The following is a 15,697-nucleotide window of genomic DNA, read 5'->3' on the forward strand; positions in this document are numbered from 1 at the left end:
CTGGATTGAAAGAGTAAAGTATAAGATGAGTTGGTATTGATTATCTAAGCCACTAGATGAATAGATTTTGATGCTGGCATATTCGCAAGCATCAAAATCTATTTTTTTATAAATCAATTTATGGAGAGAAAGGCCAGTCCAAGAACTTGTACCTGATTATTTCCGTAAAGGATACGAACATGGTTTGATTACTGATTTGATGATTATTTAATAAAGTTTCGGCTGAATTACACCCATACGGCTTCTACTGGAAAAATTAAACTGACCCCTCCGCTATTTTCAGCGAGAGAGGCCCGTTACTTGTCAATTGCAGTACTTATATGTTGTGCATGCCATCCAAAACAGCGATCAAGATAAAGAGTCGTTACTAGGCGATCTATTATTTTTTTTGGTTCGTTCCGCCAGTTCAGTTATTGACTTAATGTCTTGATCAGTTAATAGATCTAGAAAATACTTGCGTATTGCCTTTGAGACTATGGGAAGGGCTTCATCCAAGGCTGACTTTCCGACGGAAGTAATAATGACTTGCACACCGCGATCTGTGTCCAGTGGTTTCCTCAGAACTAGACCTCGTTTTTCCATACGCGTTAGATGATGAGATAGTCGGCTCTTATCCCAGTCCATAGAGTCAGCTAACTCCTGTTGGCGAAGTTTACCATCCCCAAATTGGACTAAACGATCTAATACTCCAAAATCACCTTCTGATAGTCCTGTATATTCAGACATTTCTTTTACAACGCTACCAAAGACTCGTTTAAAGGAGCCTTTCCATGTATTCCATAGTCGCATTTCGTCTTCGTTTAGTTCATTAATATCCATGCCAATATAATACCATGGTTGACACATCAACCACAAGGTGGTACAGTTTGTTTTGTTAGTTGACACATCAACCAAGGGGATTGAATTTATCTTAGGTTGATATGTCAACCTAAGGAAATTATAAAATTCTGCAAAAGCTGTAAAGGAAGGAGTGAAAAGTGCATAACCTGTCGCCTTGGTCACTGGGGCAAACAAAGGAATCGGGCTTCAATTAACGAAAGATCTCGCGTCACAAGGATTTACAGTGCTCATCAACGTTCTCAAATGAGATACGCCTGTTCCTTTGGTGATTTAATCTTTAGTACTGACTCACCAGAAGATCCACGGACAATATAAGGCGTAACGGCTACAAAAATAAGGAGTGTGTTATTAAATGGAATATGTGAAACTGGGACAAAGTGGTTTGGATGTTTCGAAGTTAAGTCTTGGAACCATGAGCTTCGGCGTACCTGAACGCGGCAATACCCCATGGTCATTGGATGAACAGGACAGCAGAGCGATCATTAAAGAAGCAATCGATATGGGCATTAATTTTTTTAGTACTGCTAATATGTATTCGGACGGAACAAGTGAAGAAATTCTTGGTCGTGCATTAAAGGATTTCGCCCGTCGTGATGAAACCGTTATTGCTACAAAGGTATTTGTCCCTATGCGCAAAGGTCCTAATGCAATGGGGCTTTCCCGGAAAGCCATCATGACCGAAATTGATAACAGTCTAAAACGGCTTGGAACAGACTACGTCGATTTGTACCAGATCCATCGGTGGGATCCTAATACACCAATCGAGGAGACAATGGAGGCTCTTCACGATTTAGTTAAGGCGGGAAAGGTTAGATATATCGGAGCATCCTCCATGTTGGCATGGCAATTTGCGAAAGCGCAGCATGTCGCGGAGCGCAATGGCTGGACCCGTTTCGTTTCCATGGAAAATAGACTTAACTTGCTTTATCGTGAAGAAGAAAGAGAAATGCTCCCCCTTTGCAAAGATGAGGGGGTTGGCATCACTCCTTATCTGCCTCTGGCGGCAGGCCGGTTAACACGGGATTGGAATGAGCAGACCTCGCGATCCGAGAATGACCAAATAGCAAAAATGTTGTTTGTTAAAACGGAAGAAGCTGATCGCAAAGTTGCTGAAAGAGTAGCAGGAGTTGCATCTAACCGAGGTATTCCGCGCGCGCAGGTTGCTCTTGCATGGTTGCTACAAAAGGATGAGGTCACAGCACCAATAATCGGATCGACCAAAATCAGCCATCTCGAAGATGCGGTTTCGGCGTTATCTGTTAAATTAACGCCTGAAGAAATTACACGTTTAGAAGAACTTTATATACCACATCCATTAGTATAAATTGGACATATATCCTTTACTAAGTTGCCGTTCTGAATCGGTATCCTTACCTTACATTCTATAAGCTAAACCTTTTGTAATAAACTCTTCTTGGATGCGATCCTTGAAGAGTTTATTCGCTTTTTCGATGTGACAAGCAGTTTGAAGACACTTGGGAGCCGACTAAAAAAAGGTAAACCTGGTTTCAGGCAAAGCTTATAGACCAAATGGCGGGGAACGTTCTGGAACAACCCCTAATCTATTGAACAAGGAATTGGCGATCGATAGCGCTACAAGTAGCGTCACGATTAACATGAGGTCAGCTAAATATATTATTATCGAGACCGTAAATGTTCGCTGCGTAAAGTCCGTTTTGCCGACCACAGCCTCCAACCCGTAAGTACTGCAGCTACTAAGCATATTGAAGCGGAGGTCATGAAGACCACGTGCATGCCTGATAGAAAAAGATCGGGGCGGTCCGGCACAAGTCCTGTAACCCTACGACCAGCCAAGTTGCTCATAACACCAAACAGGGTGGTAGTAGCAACTGTAATTCCCACGACCATGCCCATATTGCGGACGAGCGAGTTTATACTGCCTGCAATTCCGAGCTGGGTCTTGGGGACTTTTGACATTACCAACGAGTTGTTCGGTGATTGAAACAAACCGCTGCCGAGACCGAGCATACCGACCCAACTTCCAACCAGAATGATTGAGCTTCCGCTATGGAGTCGAGCAAGTCCGACTTGAGCGATGACCATCACAACGAGTCCTGCGAAAGTGAGCAGTTCGGAACCAATTTTGTCTGATAATGCGCCACTGAGTGGAGCTACAATTACCATGACAATCGGAAACAGCATTAGCAAGAGACCAGCGTGGGAGGGTGTAAGATTCAATATACTTTGCGTATAGAACGGTGCGATGATGTTAAAACAAAAGTTGGCCACAAATACCAGAAAGCCGCATAAAATACTTAAGCTGAACAGCGGATTTTTAAACAGGGTGAGCTTTAGCGTGGGTTCTGGACTACGAATCTCAACGAAAAGGAAAATAACAAAAACAATGGCAGAGATGATTAACGCAGCGACGATCCGCATATCCCCATAACCGACCTGCTGCCCAAGCAGTAGACCTGAAAATAAAGCTATGATAAATAAAGGGAATAACACCCCCCCGGCCTTATCGATACGAACCTTCAGTTTGGTACGATCAGCAGGAAGTACCTTCCACCCAATCGCAATCGCGATGAGTCCAACCGGGATATTCACCAAAAATATGTACTCCCAACCCAGTCCGGATACGATGATACCGCCGAGGCTCGGTCCAGCAATGCTGCCAAGCGAGACAAATGTACCGATCAGCCCCAATGCTTTTCCCCGTTCTGTTGTTGGGAAGATGTCTGTAATGATGCCCTGGCTGTTGGCCATTGTCATCGCTGCGCCGAGGGCTTGGAGTAGTCGTGAACCTAGGAGAAGCGGCAGGCTGAAGCTGAGCCCACACAGAAGGGAACCAACCGTGAAAATAATCATACCCCATTTGAACACTTTAATTTTACCAACGATGTCTCCGAGCTTGCCGAAAAAGAGGATCGCTGCACAAATGGTCATCAGGTAAGCGGTGACTATCCATTCCGCTTCAGCTACTGTCAGATCCATCCGCTTCGCGATAACGGGCAGAGCAATATTGACGATACTGCCGTCGAGCGTCGACATAAATGTAAATAAATTCAGGACTATCAGGATAATCCAACGTCTTTTCTGGATTACTGGGTCATCTTGATAAGTAATGAAACGCTTCTCGTCTTCCAGTTTCACTAAATAATCACTCCTTACTATCGTCAAAAACAATTAGTTGCATTAGCAACTAATTTGGTTATGATTATACTTTAAGTTAGTTGCGTACGCAACTTGTATGAGGTAAAATTTTTGGATACAAAAGATCTTAAGGAGGTACTGGGTTGAAGCAACCTTCGATTGGCAAAATGTTGTCCTACATTCATCGTATTAACCAAAAAGAATTGGCAAGCATATTAAAACCATTTGATATTGGCGGGGGCGGGCACCACAATTATCTTAAGGCGATCTTGTCGAATCCCGGCCTCAACCAGGACCAGCTCACAAATGAAGTGAAGTTCGATAAAGCGACTACGACCCGTTGCGTCAAGCAGCTAGAGGAGGCAGGATACGTTTACCGTTCGGTGGACTCTCACGATCGTCGTTCTTACCTGCTTTATCCAACGCAAAAAGCGAAGGATTTCGAACCTGTGCTGAAACGAATTTTGGATGAGTTCAGCCTTCAGATGACGAATTGTTTGTCCGAAAGCGATAAACAGCAATTTGCGGACCTGCTGAAAAAAATTTACGACAGCAAACAGGGTTAGATCATTAAGTTCATAGTTACTGACACGGATATGCCGAAGTATTCCTCGATTTCAATAAAATTATTTTATCCTCAGTATCGTACTCAACATGAAATTCAAACACAGTGTTCTAATATGTTGATTCCTCCGTCTCTGTAATTCCCTTTACATAACAGCAGTTGATTCAGCTACATTGTTTTTCTTTGTAAGTGGCTTTCTCCTCAATGTTTAACCTTGTCGTGGATCGGCTGGGTCGGCGGTTTAGTCGTCATGCTTGCAACTATATTTGCAGCGGTTTCTATATTAATGGGAAAGAAGAAAGCATCAGGTCTACTTTAGAGCGCGTAAAAAAGAGCAAAAGAGCATTAGGATCGAGCGAGTTGGAAGTATCCACCTTTGGATAGGTTGTATGAGAATGTAGGATTTATATGGTGTCTGGGTTAATCAGGGTTGGTGAAAGAAGTGAAATTGTCTTTATATTGGCCCTTCTGAAGAGTTCTCCAGATATGATTTATAATGAATCGTTAGCTACTCCATAAACTTTTCGACCGATACGAAACTTATTCGTGCACAAATAGTTGCGATACGAAATCCTAATACAACTATACTCGTGTTAAAGAGGAGGAATCAGATGGATTGGCTTATGAGGATGAATCGGGCATTGGATTATATTGAAATAAATTTAGTCAGTGAGATCGAATTGAAGGAAATTGCCAAATGTGCTTGTTGTTCTTCACATCAGTTTCAGAGAATGTTCTCATTCATTACAAATGTTTCACTTGCGGAATATATAAGAAGAAGACGGCTTACTCTTGCTGCAATAGAATTGCAGAATAGTGATATGAGAGTTGTTGATATTGCCATAAAGTACGGGTATGAATCACCAGTTTCATTCGCAAGGGCTTTTCAATCGTTGCATGGTATCAATCCAGCAATGGCCCGTGAAGAAGGGATTACTCTCAAAGCCTATCCTCGGCTTTCCTTCCTTATTTCAATTAAAGGGGAAGAGCCTATGAACTATCGTATCGAAACAAAAGAAAGCTTTCAAATATTTGGGATTGAGAAAGTATTTCAATTGAACGGGATAGAGACTCCAGCAGAATTATGGAAGCAAAGCCACGAAAACGGCGACGTTGAAAGATTAGCTGCCAATGCTGGTAAATTACCGGATCTAATGAATCCGTATTATCATAAAGTACATGCTGTTTGTAGCTACAAAAAAACCGGAGAGGATACTTTCCCATACATGTTGAGTGCATTTAAAGATGAAACAAGTAAAGACGATGGGTATACAAATATAACGATACCAGCACAAACGTGGGCCATCTTTTCATCTGATCCCTTTACATGGGATAAATTCGATGAAACCATTGAAACATTATATAGACGATTCTTTTCTGAATGGCTTCCTACTACAGGTTATGAACAGGTAGACGAAATGGAGTTTGAAATTACTGGAGGTAAAGATGGACTGAGTTTTGTTGAGCTATGGTTTGCTGTAAGAAAAATATCTTAGTTTCATTTCTTTTAGATTATTCAGGAATAGTAACTTAAAAAAGACAATATGAGTGGCCAACTGTGTCCGATTTGTTTGCTTCTTTATTAGACTAATAGTTTCAAATCTTGTGGTGAAAATGAGGTTCTTTAACACAAAGTGGGACAGATAGTAATCTTAAGTTGGTTGATTGGAGTGCTCCCATTGGAAGTCGCTATTTTAGCGGATTTTATTTTTGAAAAATCAACATTATTTATCATGCCTTTATATTGATTCTATAGCACAGATGCTTACGATTAGGTGTAGTCTTTTGTTTTATTGTAAACGCTGTGTCTATAATAATTTAATACGAGGGAGGAGAAGTCGATTCGTTATCTATACGAGTTTATACAGCATCAGGACGACCTACCCATGAAGCTCTTTGTAAACAGTGTGAAACATGTTGATTTTCATTGGCATAAGGAAGTTGAAATTGTGTATGTCCTTCAGGGCTCAATCATCATGTATTTGGATCAAAAGCAGTATACGCTTCATGAAGATGATGTGATTGTGGTAAATAGTATGTCCGTCCATAAGATTGAAAGGACCAATCAAGACAATGTGCTTCTGACATTGCAGTTTGGTCCGGAACTGCTGAACACTAATGCGTTTATCTTCTGCAATTCTGCTCTGAATAATGAAGGGGATAAATTACGTTTAACTAGCATCAAACAAAACCTCGCTCAAATGGTTTGGGAGATTAACAAAAAAACGAAGGGTTATCGAAGCTACACGATAGGCAGACTGCAGACGTTATGAGGATGTCTTTTGCGATATTTTTCCGATGGGACAAATCCGGATGCAGAGGAGAGCAGCAAGGAGTACGATTATAAACGATTGAACAGGGTTCTTGCGTATATTGACAGACACTACAGTGAGAAGATTACGCTGCAAAAAAGAAACGGTTCGGGTGTTTTCAATGCGGTATCCTTCATTGTTGAATTCATTGATGTTCACTGGATGTTAGAAGGCAAGCTTATTTGGAATGTAAAAACGTTCTTATTTTCGACTTTAATGGTAATGTGCTCATGGCCTGTAATTTTATCAATGTCCTCTTCATTGGCGGATAACACAATAATGGGTGTGGTTGATACCGTCCATAGTGGGCATCATGACATCCAGAATAACGAATTGGACCGATGTTATTTTAATAATATTTAGTGCTTCTCCACCATTGGCTGCTTCAATGACCTGATATCCTTCGTTACGTAACAAATTAACACTCCTTTTTGCGACAGACATAAACGAAGGCAGGAGGGATATTCAAGGGCATTAATTCTATCTTTTCGATGATAAATTTTTCGGATAGTGTTTTTTTCATTTGAAGCGAATATTGAAAGGCGATGAATAACCCCTTGGGTTTGAGTGCCTTATGGATCTGGTCTACCAACGTATTCCTTAATTCCGATTCAAAGTTAAAGAAAGGCAACCCGCTAAATACACAGTCCAGTTGCTCAACACTCTCTTGCTTCATGGATTCCACTAATCGAGAGGCATCTGGATAACAGGGGAATGTAGGGTATTCAGTCTTCAGCTTAATCCTCATCGTCTCGTTCATCTCAAACAATAACACCTGGGTTGAATCTTGTGCTTGTTGATGAATATAACGAGTGATGGCTCCTGTGCCTGATCCGAGTTCGGCGACTGCTTTTACGTCTAGCCAAGGGGCCTGGTTCACCATTTTGTTAGCGAGAAACCGGGAACTGGGTATGATGCTGCCAACATGTTTTGGGCTTTGAAGAAAGCTTTTCAGAAATAAAATAGGTTCATTGGAATTCATGATTGTGGTTCCTCCGTATATGTGATGGTATGTTATCAAAATCGATTAGAATTGTAATAAATGAAGCATTGATAGAATGGGAGCGCCGAAGTAGATTCCCGCTGTAAAATACGTTATGGTCCAAAGCAAAGCACTTGAATATGAAATGAGAGCAAATTTCCGATATTGAACGCCGCCCAGTCCAATGAGCAGAGGGAGAACATATCGCACGATTGGAATGAATAAACCGATGCACATCGCCCAATTGCCACTCTTATTCAAAATCAGTTCAGCCTTAACGAAGTGCTTATTACGTTGAAATCTCTGTTTTATCTTGGGTCCAAATAACTTCCCTGCAAAATAAGCAAAGGTAATGGCGGTTAATAGTCCTGTTAAAATGCAGAAGTATGTGATACATGAATTGATAACACCGGTGTGACTTAAAATGGCACCACTTATAATCGTGATCTCATTCGGAATTGGAATGCCAAATGGCCCTAATGTGAAGGCAAAATAAAAAATCAGATATCCATACTGATGTAGTAGCTCTAAGATCGTATTACTGATCATTGTTTTGCCTCCTCTCTTGTCGATATAGAAATCATAATGAAAAAAACTAAGGAATTAATAAGCATAATTCTGAAGAAAATCTAAAGATTACATAGGCAAAGCGATACTACGGTACATGCAAGACAAAAAGCCTTGCCAACTTACTGGCAAGACTTGATAGGGTGGATATATTCAGGAGTAGTGGTCAAGTGACACAGTCACAACAACAATGCTTTTCACATGATTTAACGTTAACGTGCCACTTTGCAGTCGAGAGCCGGGCATGCCGGAATAAAAGCGAGCTCAGATTGATTACCAATGTTGAGGATAAAGCAACGAACAGCAGTTGCTAGCGTCTAAAAGACGGTTGGAAAATATGAAAGGAGTGGAATGAAAAAGATGACAGCATCATTTTCACATAAGCCTGAAGGATACGAATGTCCATTTTGTTGTGTTTGGGGTATCGAGCGACCTAATCAGGGAACAAAACAAAAGGATATCATCTATCAGAATGAAAAGGTAACGGCATTTATAGCAAGCAAATGGTGGCCAAACAATAAAGGACATGTTCTTATTATTCCTAATCAACATTTCGAGAACATCTTTGAACTCCCTGCGGATTACGCTGTTGAAATTCATCGCGCGGCTCAGCTTACAGCATTTGCAATGAAAAATACATATGGATGTGAAGGGATTTCTACGCGGCAACATAATGAGCCCGCTGGCAATCAAGATGTGTGGCATTATCATCTCCATGTTTACCCTAGATATGTTAATGATCAACTTTATCTGTCAAAGGGTACTCCATCCGATCCAGATGAACGCGCTTTCTATGCTGATAAGCTGTGTTCATGGATAAAGGAAAACATTGAGGTTCTCTCACTAAGCTAACGGGAAACGATATCTCAATAAAAATAAAGAGCAGTCTGCAGTTCTGCAGGCTGCTCATGTGATAAAAAAGAAACGTCATATGATTTCGCTTCTGGACAGAGGCTAGGCATACTTCGTTATACTGGGGGGATACTCCAGCCTGTATATGCTACTCTAGAACGTATTTGGCAATGGTTTTACTCATCTGGATATAGAATGTATTTGCATCGTGAAAACGAACATCGGCTTGGTGAAAAAGTGCGTCATCGATTACAAAAGAGTTTTTTGTTTTTAGTGTATTAGAGTCCAGAATATAGTAGGCGGCTTTCTTCGGCTCCGGTTTAGATGAATCATACCAAGCTTGTGTTTTGTCGACGGCTCCGAAGACAATGCTCTGATCATTTAATCGTTGTAACAGTCCTTGTGCAGGTAAATCAGTAAACGTCTTGGTCGCAATCAATTGATTGTTAGTATTGTAGAGACTAAGCATATTTTTCTCTTGAATCAGATAGTTATTGCCTAAGGATACGTAAAAAGAATCGTACATATTATGCGCATACGTTGTACCGAAAACGGCATCCTGTGCTGGCTTAGGCAAAGGTCTGATCCATTTTTTTTCCCCGTTAGGCTTGTAGGCGTGCAAGGTTTCCACTTTCATCTTTGCATCGTAGATGGGAACAATCACAGTTCCGCCACTTAGAACTTCAAAGTCAGCATGCACAATATTGACGTGATCCTGCGGTTGGACAGCAGAAATAATCTTCTTTCCTGTAGGAATGGAGTAAATATCAATTGTTGTTGTGTTTCTCGGAGCATCAGAATTTATCAATCCGACGTAGTTCCCCTGAATATGTCGCACGTGGCCATGGAACTCCCTTTTGATAAGTGGCTTTCCTTCCTTTGTATAAAGAGTGATCACACTGGTGTCTTTTGTGAAAGTAACCACAGCTATGCGCCCATCTTCTAGGACATTGAATTGAAAGTAATCTTTGAATGTTTTGACCCAGCGCGGCTTGTTATTTGAATCCAGAGAGATCAACTGGTATACCTTCTTGTTTCCGGAATTTACCTCATCGAAGTAGTAGACGTTACCGCTCTGATCTACCTCAAACGAATTGTAGGGCATAGGCGATTTATGAATCCACTTCTGTTTTCCTGTTTTGTCGTCTATCGCTAATAGGGAGTTTACGGATTTAGTTTTGCCGGTAGAGCGATCTGACTGATACAAGAATGTATATGCAGTTTGAGAGTTAGTCTGTTCTGATACGATAGGGTAGACGATATTTCCTGTGAAATAATAGTTCTTACTATGTATTTGGGTTGTCGCATCGGTAGGTACGTCATAGGTCCACTCTGGCTTTGGAAGTTGCTTGTAATCAGAAGCAGATACGGGAGAGGAGATAGGGGCTAAGGAAATACTAAAGAACGCTGTTAGAGTAGTGATTAGAAATGTACGTTTAGTGATTCTTTTCATGATATGAGGTCCTCCTTGCTTTTGGTAAAATCAACCTTTCGATTATAACATATAATGTACATGTTTCCTGAATCCAGAAGCCGCCGTATGTACCATCCGAAAAAAACGGGGATGTTTAAAAAGAGGAGGGCAATGCAAAATGGAATTTAAATTTGGGGACGTTTCTATTCTTCTCCCCCCTTTATACATTACAATTATCGGTATCATTATTTTTTTCTTTTTAGTAAGGTGGAGCAAGCAATTAGAGACAAGACGTTTTACAGTATTCTTTTACTTTTTGATCAGTACTTCCATTATTCCAATTTTTTCTCGTTATACAACAGAAGGTGACTTTCAGCTGTGGATTCCCTTAGGATTTATAGTGATTTTTCTTTATTTGTTTCGCAGCAAAAGATATCATGCATCTAAAATGAAAGCGAGTATTTTGGGACTTTCCGTAGCAATATACCAGTTAATACTTCAATACGTCGGATAGATTCTATGCAGTACAAGAACTTAATCCCATTCAAAGTCGCTATTGTAGCGGCTTTTTTGTTTTATGAACTGAGTTTCATTTCCAAAGTCGAGGACAAGAACATTGTGTCACTTCCGTTTAAAAGGTGATCTAAGTATGTATCGGTTCGTATGATCAATTCCACAGTTTTACGAGGTCCTACAAACCGCAAGTTAGAATTACAAAAGTGTAAGGCAGATGTAAGTTGAATCGATAGCTTAGGGAAGCGTAGCAGGATAATATTGGAACAAGCAAAAATAGAATTTTTAAAAAGGAGAATCGAGATGAGGCTGTTTGAACTGTTACTTTTTTTGTCAAACATCGGATTGTTTGCATTAACATTCTTATTAAAAAAGGGACGGCCCAGAATTCCTCTATTCGTTGCAAGCGGGATCGCCACACTTTTACTGGTCATTCATTGGACAGTGGAAGGATACAGAGTTCAGCTATTCTTCTCATATTGCATACCGATCATTTTTTTTGCTACTTCAGGTTATAGCTATTTTAGAAAAAAAGGCCCCCAAAAAATTCCACGATTATTGTTGGGGTTAGCTAATACCGCTATAGCGATAATGCTGGGTGTGACAGCAGTTCTAATGTATGCTTTCCCTGTAATTAATCTACCTGAACCGGCTGGGGAATTTAAGGTAGGAACGCAAACTTTTCATCTCGTGGATAGAAATAGGGAAGAGATTTTCGACAAAACCAGAGATGGTAAGAGAGAGTTGATGGTTCAGGTATGGTATCCGGTTACAGTTGGCACCGGCAAGTACGCTCCCTTTATTCCCGATACTCCGATTTTACGATATATGGCCGCGAACTATGGCCTTCCTGAGTTTACTCTTCAGCACTTGAAGTACGTATCCAGTCATGCTTATTCGGGGGCCGAGGTCTCCTCGGCACAGACTTCGTATCCGCTGATCCTTGCGAATCCCGGCTTCGGCTCGTCCAGGTTCCTCCATACGTCCCAAGCTGAGAATCTCGCGAGCCATGGATATATCGTGGCGGTGATCGATCACACCTTCAATACATTTGCAACCGAGTTTCCGGACGGTCGAATCACCACCAGCACAACCAATGACTTATTCTCACCCGAAGATGATTACCGAACAGGAAGAGAAAGTCGCGACAAATTAGGGAAAGTTTTAACGGACGATGTGGCGTTTGTGCTGGACCAATTCGAGCTCATCCAATCCGGGCAGATTCCAAGTCATCTAAAAGGGAGGATTGACCTCGATCATGTCGGCGTGTTCGGTCATTCCATCGGCGGAGCGACGGCCTACGACGCTTCTTACGATCCGCGAATTGCGGCTGGTATAGACTTGGATGGAGGGATGTATCGACTGCGTGACAGAGAGGAACTGCAAAAACCGTTTTTGTTCATCAACTCGGAAAGCTATTTCGAAGAATTAAAAATGGTTATGGATAATCGGATCTTCACAGATGCAGAGCTTAACCGTATGGGGTCAACAAGAGAGTGGATGAATCAAGTAACGGAAGATAAAAAGTTGGAGCTTGAACGGATGCACGAAACGGTCGACGAAGGGGGACAAATCCTGTATATCGAAAATACAGAACATTTAAATTTCGCCGACGTACAGTTCATTTCTCCGATTTTCAAAATGCTGGGCATTACAGGAAAGATTGGGCCAGAGAGAGCAAACTCCGTTATCAATGCATATATGCTGGATTTCTTCGATATGTATCTGAAAAATCAAGGTGGAGACTTAATAAAAGGACCGGATAGCCGCTTCCCGGAGGTGAAGTTCGTAACGTCGCTAATTAAGTTCAACTAGCTTTTCTTCTAAGAACAAAAATTTTGCGATACCTATCCCATAAAGCGACTACTTATATAATTTAAAGAGGGTTTTCTAGTGCCGCTCCACTTCCTGACGAATAGAGTGCATATCCACCGTACGGCTTTCCAAACGTTGAGCCAGCTCATGAACTTCGTTCGATAAGCGGTGAGAAGCTAGGAGATAATTCTGACTTGAAATTTTCGTGGTTCTCAGGAAATTGTAACTTTCTATGGTCAGTGTCACATTAACAGCCGCTATCTCGTTCTATATGCAAACATAGAAGGAGTAGATGTTATGAAAACATTAACTTGCGTCATCATCGGTGCCGGGTATGCGGGAATTCATACCGTTAAGGAAATCCGAAAACTGTTCAAGGATCAGGTAAATAAGTATCCGCTACGCCTTGTCATGATTGACAAAAACTCTTTTCATCTGCGTAAAGTGTTAATGTTTAGACCCGCCGTTACGGATCAAGAAATACGAATCCCGCTTACGAAGCTGTTTCCGGAGGGAGTTGAATTGGTTCAGGCAATCGTCTCAGAGATTAATACGGAAGAGAAGAAGCTACTGTATGTGAATCCGTTGGGAGTGGAATATGAGATGAACTACGATGTGCTCGTTGTAACTGCGGGTAGTGTGATCCGGCAACCCGAGCCTGAACAGGGTGGAATTGCACTTTCCTCATTGGAAAATGCGAAAAAAATTCGAAGTATATGGCTCACTAATCTAAAACAGGCAACTTCAGAAAATAATCCAAGAGAACGGATGCGATTGTTGCAAATCGCCATTGCGGGAGCTGGAATTAGTGGTATGGAGACTGCCGCAGAAATGGCTTATTACGCCCGCAAGGATGCAAAAGATTTTGGACTTGACCCGCAAGATGTAAAAATCTATCTGTACAATCCTCACCAACGTCTATTTTTAGATGGTCCTGCTAAAGTAGGAATGAAACTGGAACAATTGCTCCAAGACATCGGCATAAACACCATGCATAATAAAAGTGTAATCAAGGAAAAAGATGGAATTTTATGGTTATCCAATGGTGAAAAGCAACCTGTAGGCCTGTGTATTTGGACGCTCGGGCTGCAGCCCAATCCCATGCTATCGACGATCGGCTTGCCAGTAACGCCCGAAGGGTATGTGCATGTTGACGTCAGTTACAGGGTATCGGATATGTCCGGTATTTATAGTATTGGTGACTGCGCCAGAATCACAGACCCGGTAAACGGGCATGTCGATGGCAAGACGTGCAAGGAAGCAATACCCCAAGCTGCTAGGCTTGCCAAAATTATACTAGCAGATCTCGAAGGGCGCCAAGCGCCGGTTCATGAAAGCTACATTAAATCGTTCAGCATCGGGCTAGGTCCCGACAAAGGTTTAACCTGGGTAAACAAATGGGGGCTTGATTTCGTCGTCACAGGTAAATTGAGCTGGAAAATTAAAAAATATACTTGGGATACAGCAAGTATGTTAACGACTTAAGAAAGAATGAAGACGGAATAGGAAGTGTCGAAGATGGAGGAGCTATACAGACAATACAAAAAGTTATTGCTCACACTTGCTTATCAGATGACAGGTACATGGTCCGAGGCGGAAGATGCTGTGCAGGACGTATTTCTGAAAGTTTGCGATATAAATCCGGCTGGTCTGACCGAAGAACCAAAAGCATACTTGTGTAAAATGGTCGTTAACCGCTGTCGTGACCTGTATAAATCGGCTCGGAGACGGCGGGAACACTATGTCGGAGAATGGCTACCCGAACCCATTCCGACTTCGGAAGCGGATCCGCTCAATCTCATAGTCCGCGATGAACTTCTATCTTACGCAGTCTTAGTGCTTTTAGAGAAGCTGTCTCCGTCAGAACGAGCGGTGTTTGTATTGCGTGAGGCTCTCGGTATCGAGTATGTAGGTATAGCCAAGGTTATCGGTAAAAGCGAGATGAACTGCAGGAAGATTTTCAGCCGAGCTAAGGTAAAGATGGGGATCGGTGAAGGAGAGCCAGATGCTGCCAAGACGGATAGAGAAACATGGATTCGCCAGTTCGTTTCCGCGCTGGAGCAAGACAACACCAAGCAGATTATTTCTATGCTAGCCGACGATGTCGTGCTTATTTCCGATGGGGGAGGCAAAGTGGTTGCCGCTGTTCGCTCGATCATATATCGAGATGCCGTTTCCAAATTTCTTCTTGGTTTATTCCATAAGTCATCCCAACATGAGGGCGGTATTCAGTTAGAAATGAGCGAGATCAACGGTCAGATCGGAGTCGTTATCCGTTTGGGTGAGCAAGTCGATTCTGTTGCGCTGATTCATGCTGAAGGACAGTTGATTCGCAACATTTATCTTATCCGAAACCCAGATAAAATTAGGTTTTTTAACATTCCTGGGGATTATGAAGAGGAACCAAGCACAAACTAAACGAGAGACAATGGTTAAAATTAACGACCAGATGAAGCTGTCGGAGATGTGAAGCAGCTGTATGGATAAGTACAAACGATAACATGTTACGCAAACAAAAGTGTAGCCTTCCTATTGCGGCAGGATACACTTTTTTTGTTCATTTTAACGGGAAATATTCACAATAAAACCTTGAATAACAATGGCCTATACATCGACTACGTCATTTTCATGAATAATTCAAGCAGCATCACACCTAACACGGTTTTAATCTGCTCATATGTAAATTGTTCTTTAATCAAATTTAACCGAATCAAGTATGT

At 41.7% G+C, this 15,697-nt stretch carries 15 protein-coding genes and 1 pseudogene; 10 read left to right on the forward strand and 6 right to left on the reverse strand.

Annotated features, from left to right (window positions below; translation table 11 throughout):
• Positions 1–348: 348 nt before the first annotated feature.
• Positions 349–819: a MarR family winged helix-turn-helix transcriptional regulator gene (locus tag DC345_RS30820; protein WP_113056395.1), complete on the reverse strand. Its 471-nt coding sequence runs from the start codon at positions 817–819 to the stop codon at positions 349–351.
• 175 nt (positions 820–994) lie between these two features.
• Here DC345_RS30820 and DC345_RS30825 point away from each other — a divergent pair, with 175 nt between their 5' ends.
• A complete protein-coding gene (locus DC345_RS30825) occupies positions 995–1,087 on the forward strand; it encodes a hypothetical protein (protein ID WP_220095263.1) in 93 nt (30 codons plus the stop codon).
• A 105-nt stretch (positions 1,088–1,192) separates the two neighbouring features.
• Entirely contained in the window at positions 1,193–2,164 is a 972-nt protein-coding gene (locus tag DC345_RS30830) for an aldo/keto reductase (protein ID WP_113056396.1), read from the forward strand.
• Positions 2,165–2,478: 314 nt separating this feature from the next.
• Here the strand turns inward: DC345_RS30830 and DC345_RS30835 are convergent, their stop codons facing one another.
• Positions 2,479–3,951 carry an MFS transporter gene (locus tag DC345_RS30835; protein WP_113056420.1) on the reverse strand — a complete coding sequence of 491 codons (1,473 nt, stop codon included), beginning with the start codon at positions 3,949–3,951 and terminating at the stop codon, positions 2,479–2,481.
• 149 nt (positions 3,952–4,100) lie between these two features.
• Between DC345_RS30835 and DC345_RS30840 the strand changes: the two genes are divergently transcribed.
• From DC345_RS30840 to DC345_RS30850, 3 genes are all read left to right on the forward strand, one after another.
• Positions 4,101–4,523 carry a MarR family winged helix-turn-helix transcriptional regulator gene (locus tag DC345_RS30840; RefSeq protein ID WP_113056397.1) on the forward strand — a complete coding sequence of 141 codons (423 nt, stop codon included), beginning with the start codon at positions 4,101–4,103 and terminating at the stop codon, positions 4,521–4,523.
• A 610-nt stretch (positions 4,524–5,133) separates the two neighbouring features.
• Entirely contained in the window at positions 5,134–6,018 is an 885-nt protein-coding gene (locus tag DC345_RS30845; protein WP_113056398.1) for an AraC family transcriptional regulator, read from the forward strand.
• A 390-nt stretch (positions 6,019–6,408) separates the two neighbouring features.
• Positions 6,409–6,795 carry a cupin domain-containing protein gene (locus tag DC345_RS30850; RefSeq protein WP_258530952.1) on the forward strand — a complete coding sequence of 129 codons (387 nt, stop codon included), beginning with the start codon at positions 6,409–6,411 and terminating at the stop codon, positions 6,793–6,795.
• Positions 6,796–7,067: 272 nt separating this feature from the next.
• Here the strand turns inward: DC345_RS30850 and DC345_RS30855 are convergent.
• The 3 genes and pseudogenes from DC345_RS30855 to DC345_RS30865 form a co-directional block, all read right to left on the reverse strand.
• Positions 7,068–7,278, reverse strand: a pseudogene (locus DC345_RS30855) (response regulator); the annotation flags it as partial.
• A complete protein-coding gene (locus tag DC345_RS30860) occupies positions 7,253–7,816 on the reverse strand; it encodes a class I SAM-dependent methyltransferase (RefSeq protein WP_113056399.1) in 564 nt (187 codons plus the stop codon). The gene DC345_RS30860 and the pseudogene DC345_RS30855, both read right to left, overlap by 26 nt.
• Before the next feature lie 45 nt (positions 7,817–7,861).
• The gene (locus tag DC345_RS30865; protein WP_113056400.1) at positions 7,862–8,365 is read right to left on the reverse strand and encodes a DedA family protein; all 504 of its coding nucleotides are present in this window, start codon (positions 8,363–8,365) and stop codon (positions 7,862–7,864) included.
• Between the two features lie 378 nt (positions 8,366–8,743).
• On the opposite strand from DC345_RS30865, the gene DC345_RS30870 reads away from it, so the two are divergent.
• On the forward strand, positions 8,744–9,235 hold the full coding sequence (locus tag DC345_RS30870) for an HIT family protein (protein WP_113056401.1): 492 nt from the start codon (positions 8,744–8,746) through the stop codon (positions 9,233–9,235).
• A gap of 148 nt (positions 9,236–9,383) precedes the next feature.
• Here DC345_RS30870 and DC345_RS30875 read toward each other — a convergent pair whose 3' ends face one another.
• Positions 9,384–10,688: a hypothetical protein gene (locus tag DC345_RS30875; RefSeq protein ID WP_113056402.1), complete on the reverse strand. Its 1,305-nt coding sequence runs from the start codon at positions 10,686–10,688 to the stop codon at positions 9,384–9,386.
• Between the two features lie 139 nt (positions 10,689–10,827).
• Between DC345_RS30875 and DC345_RS30880 the strand changes: the two genes are divergently transcribed.
• From DC345_RS30880 to sigJ, 4 genes are all read left to right on the forward strand, one after another.
• A complete protein-coding gene (locus DC345_RS30880) occupies positions 10,828–11,163 on the forward strand; it encodes a hypothetical protein (protein ID WP_113056403.1) in 336 nt (111 codons plus the stop codon).
• 302 nt (positions 11,164–11,465) lie between these two features.
• Complete coding sequence (locus DC345_RS30885; RefSeq protein ID WP_113056404.1) at positions 11,466–12,977, forward strand: alpha/beta hydrolase family protein; 1,512 nt, start codon at positions 11,466–11,468, stop codon at positions 12,975–12,977.
• A gap of 297 nt (positions 12,978–13,274) precedes the next feature.
• Positions 13,275–14,462, forward strand: coding sequence for an NAD(P)/FAD-dependent oxidoreductase (locus DC345_RS30890; protein ID WP_113056405.1), 1,188 nt, complete (start codon positions 13,275–13,277; stop codon positions 14,460–14,462).
• Between the two features lie 33 nt (positions 14,463–14,495).
• Positions 14,496–15,395 (forward strand): RNA polymerase sigma factor SigJ, encoded by a 900-nt coding sequence (gene sigJ / locus DC345_RS30895; RefSeq protein ID WP_113056406.1) that lies wholly within the window; start codon positions 14,496–14,498, stop codon positions 15,393–15,395.
• Positions 15,396–15,697: the final 302 nt, after the last annotated feature.

Source organism: Paenibacillus taichungensis (assembly GCF_003287275.1).
Taxonomy (GTDB): domain Bacteria; phylum Bacillota; class Bacilli; order Paenibacillales; family Paenibacillaceae; genus Paenibacillus; species Paenibacillus taichungensis_A.

What these genes read in the sequence shown, in the direction of transcription:
- sigJ (WP_113056406.1), top strand. Translation starts at nt 14,496, where the DNA reads ATGGAGGAGCTATACAGACAATACAAAAAGTTATTGCTCACACTTGCT.
- DC345_RS30845 (WP_113056398.1), top strand. Translation starts at nt 5,134, where the DNA reads ATGGATTGGCTTATGAGGATGAATCGGGCATTGGATTATATTGAAATA.
- DC345_RS30850 (WP_258530952.1), top strand. Translation starts at nt 6,409, where the DNA reads ATGAAGCTCTTTGTAAACAGTGTGAAACATGTTGATTTTCATTGGCAT.
- DC345_RS30830 (WP_113056396.1), top strand. Translation starts at nt 1,193, where the DNA reads ATGGAATATGTGAAACTGGGACAAAGTGGTTTGGATGTTTCGAAGTTA.
- DC345_RS30890 (WP_113056405.1), top strand. Translation starts at nt 13,275, where the DNA reads ATGAAAACATTAACTTGCGTCATCATCGGTGCCGGGTATGCGGGAATT.
- DC345_RS30885 (WP_113056404.1), top strand. Translation starts at nt 11,466, where the DNA reads ATGAGGCTGTTTGAACTGTTACTTTTTTTGTCAAACATCGGATTGTTT.
- DC345_RS30820 (WP_113056395.1), bottom strand. Translation starts at nt 819, where the DNA reads ATGGATATTAATGAACTAAACGAAGACGAAATGCGACTATGGAATACA.
- DC345_RS30865 (WP_113056400.1), bottom strand. Translation starts at nt 8,365, where the DNA reads ATGATCAGTAATACGATCTTAGAGCTACTACATCAGTATGGATATCTG.
- DC345_RS30880 (WP_113056403.1), top strand. Translation starts at nt 10,828, where the DNA reads ATGGAATTTAAATTTGGGGACGTTTCTATTCTTCTCCCCCCTTTATAC.
- DC345_RS30860 (WP_113056399.1), bottom strand. Translation starts at nt 7,816, where the DNA reads ATGAATTCCAATGAACCTATTTTATTTCTGAAAAGCTTTCTTCAAAGC.
- DC345_RS30870 (WP_113056401.1), top strand. Translation starts at nt 8,744, where the DNA reads ATGACAGCATCATTTTCACATAAGCCTGAAGGATACGAATGTCCATTT.
- DC345_RS30875 (WP_113056402.1), bottom strand. Translation starts at nt 10,688, where the DNA reads ATGAAAAGAATCACTAAACGTACATTTCTAATCACTACTCTAACAGCG.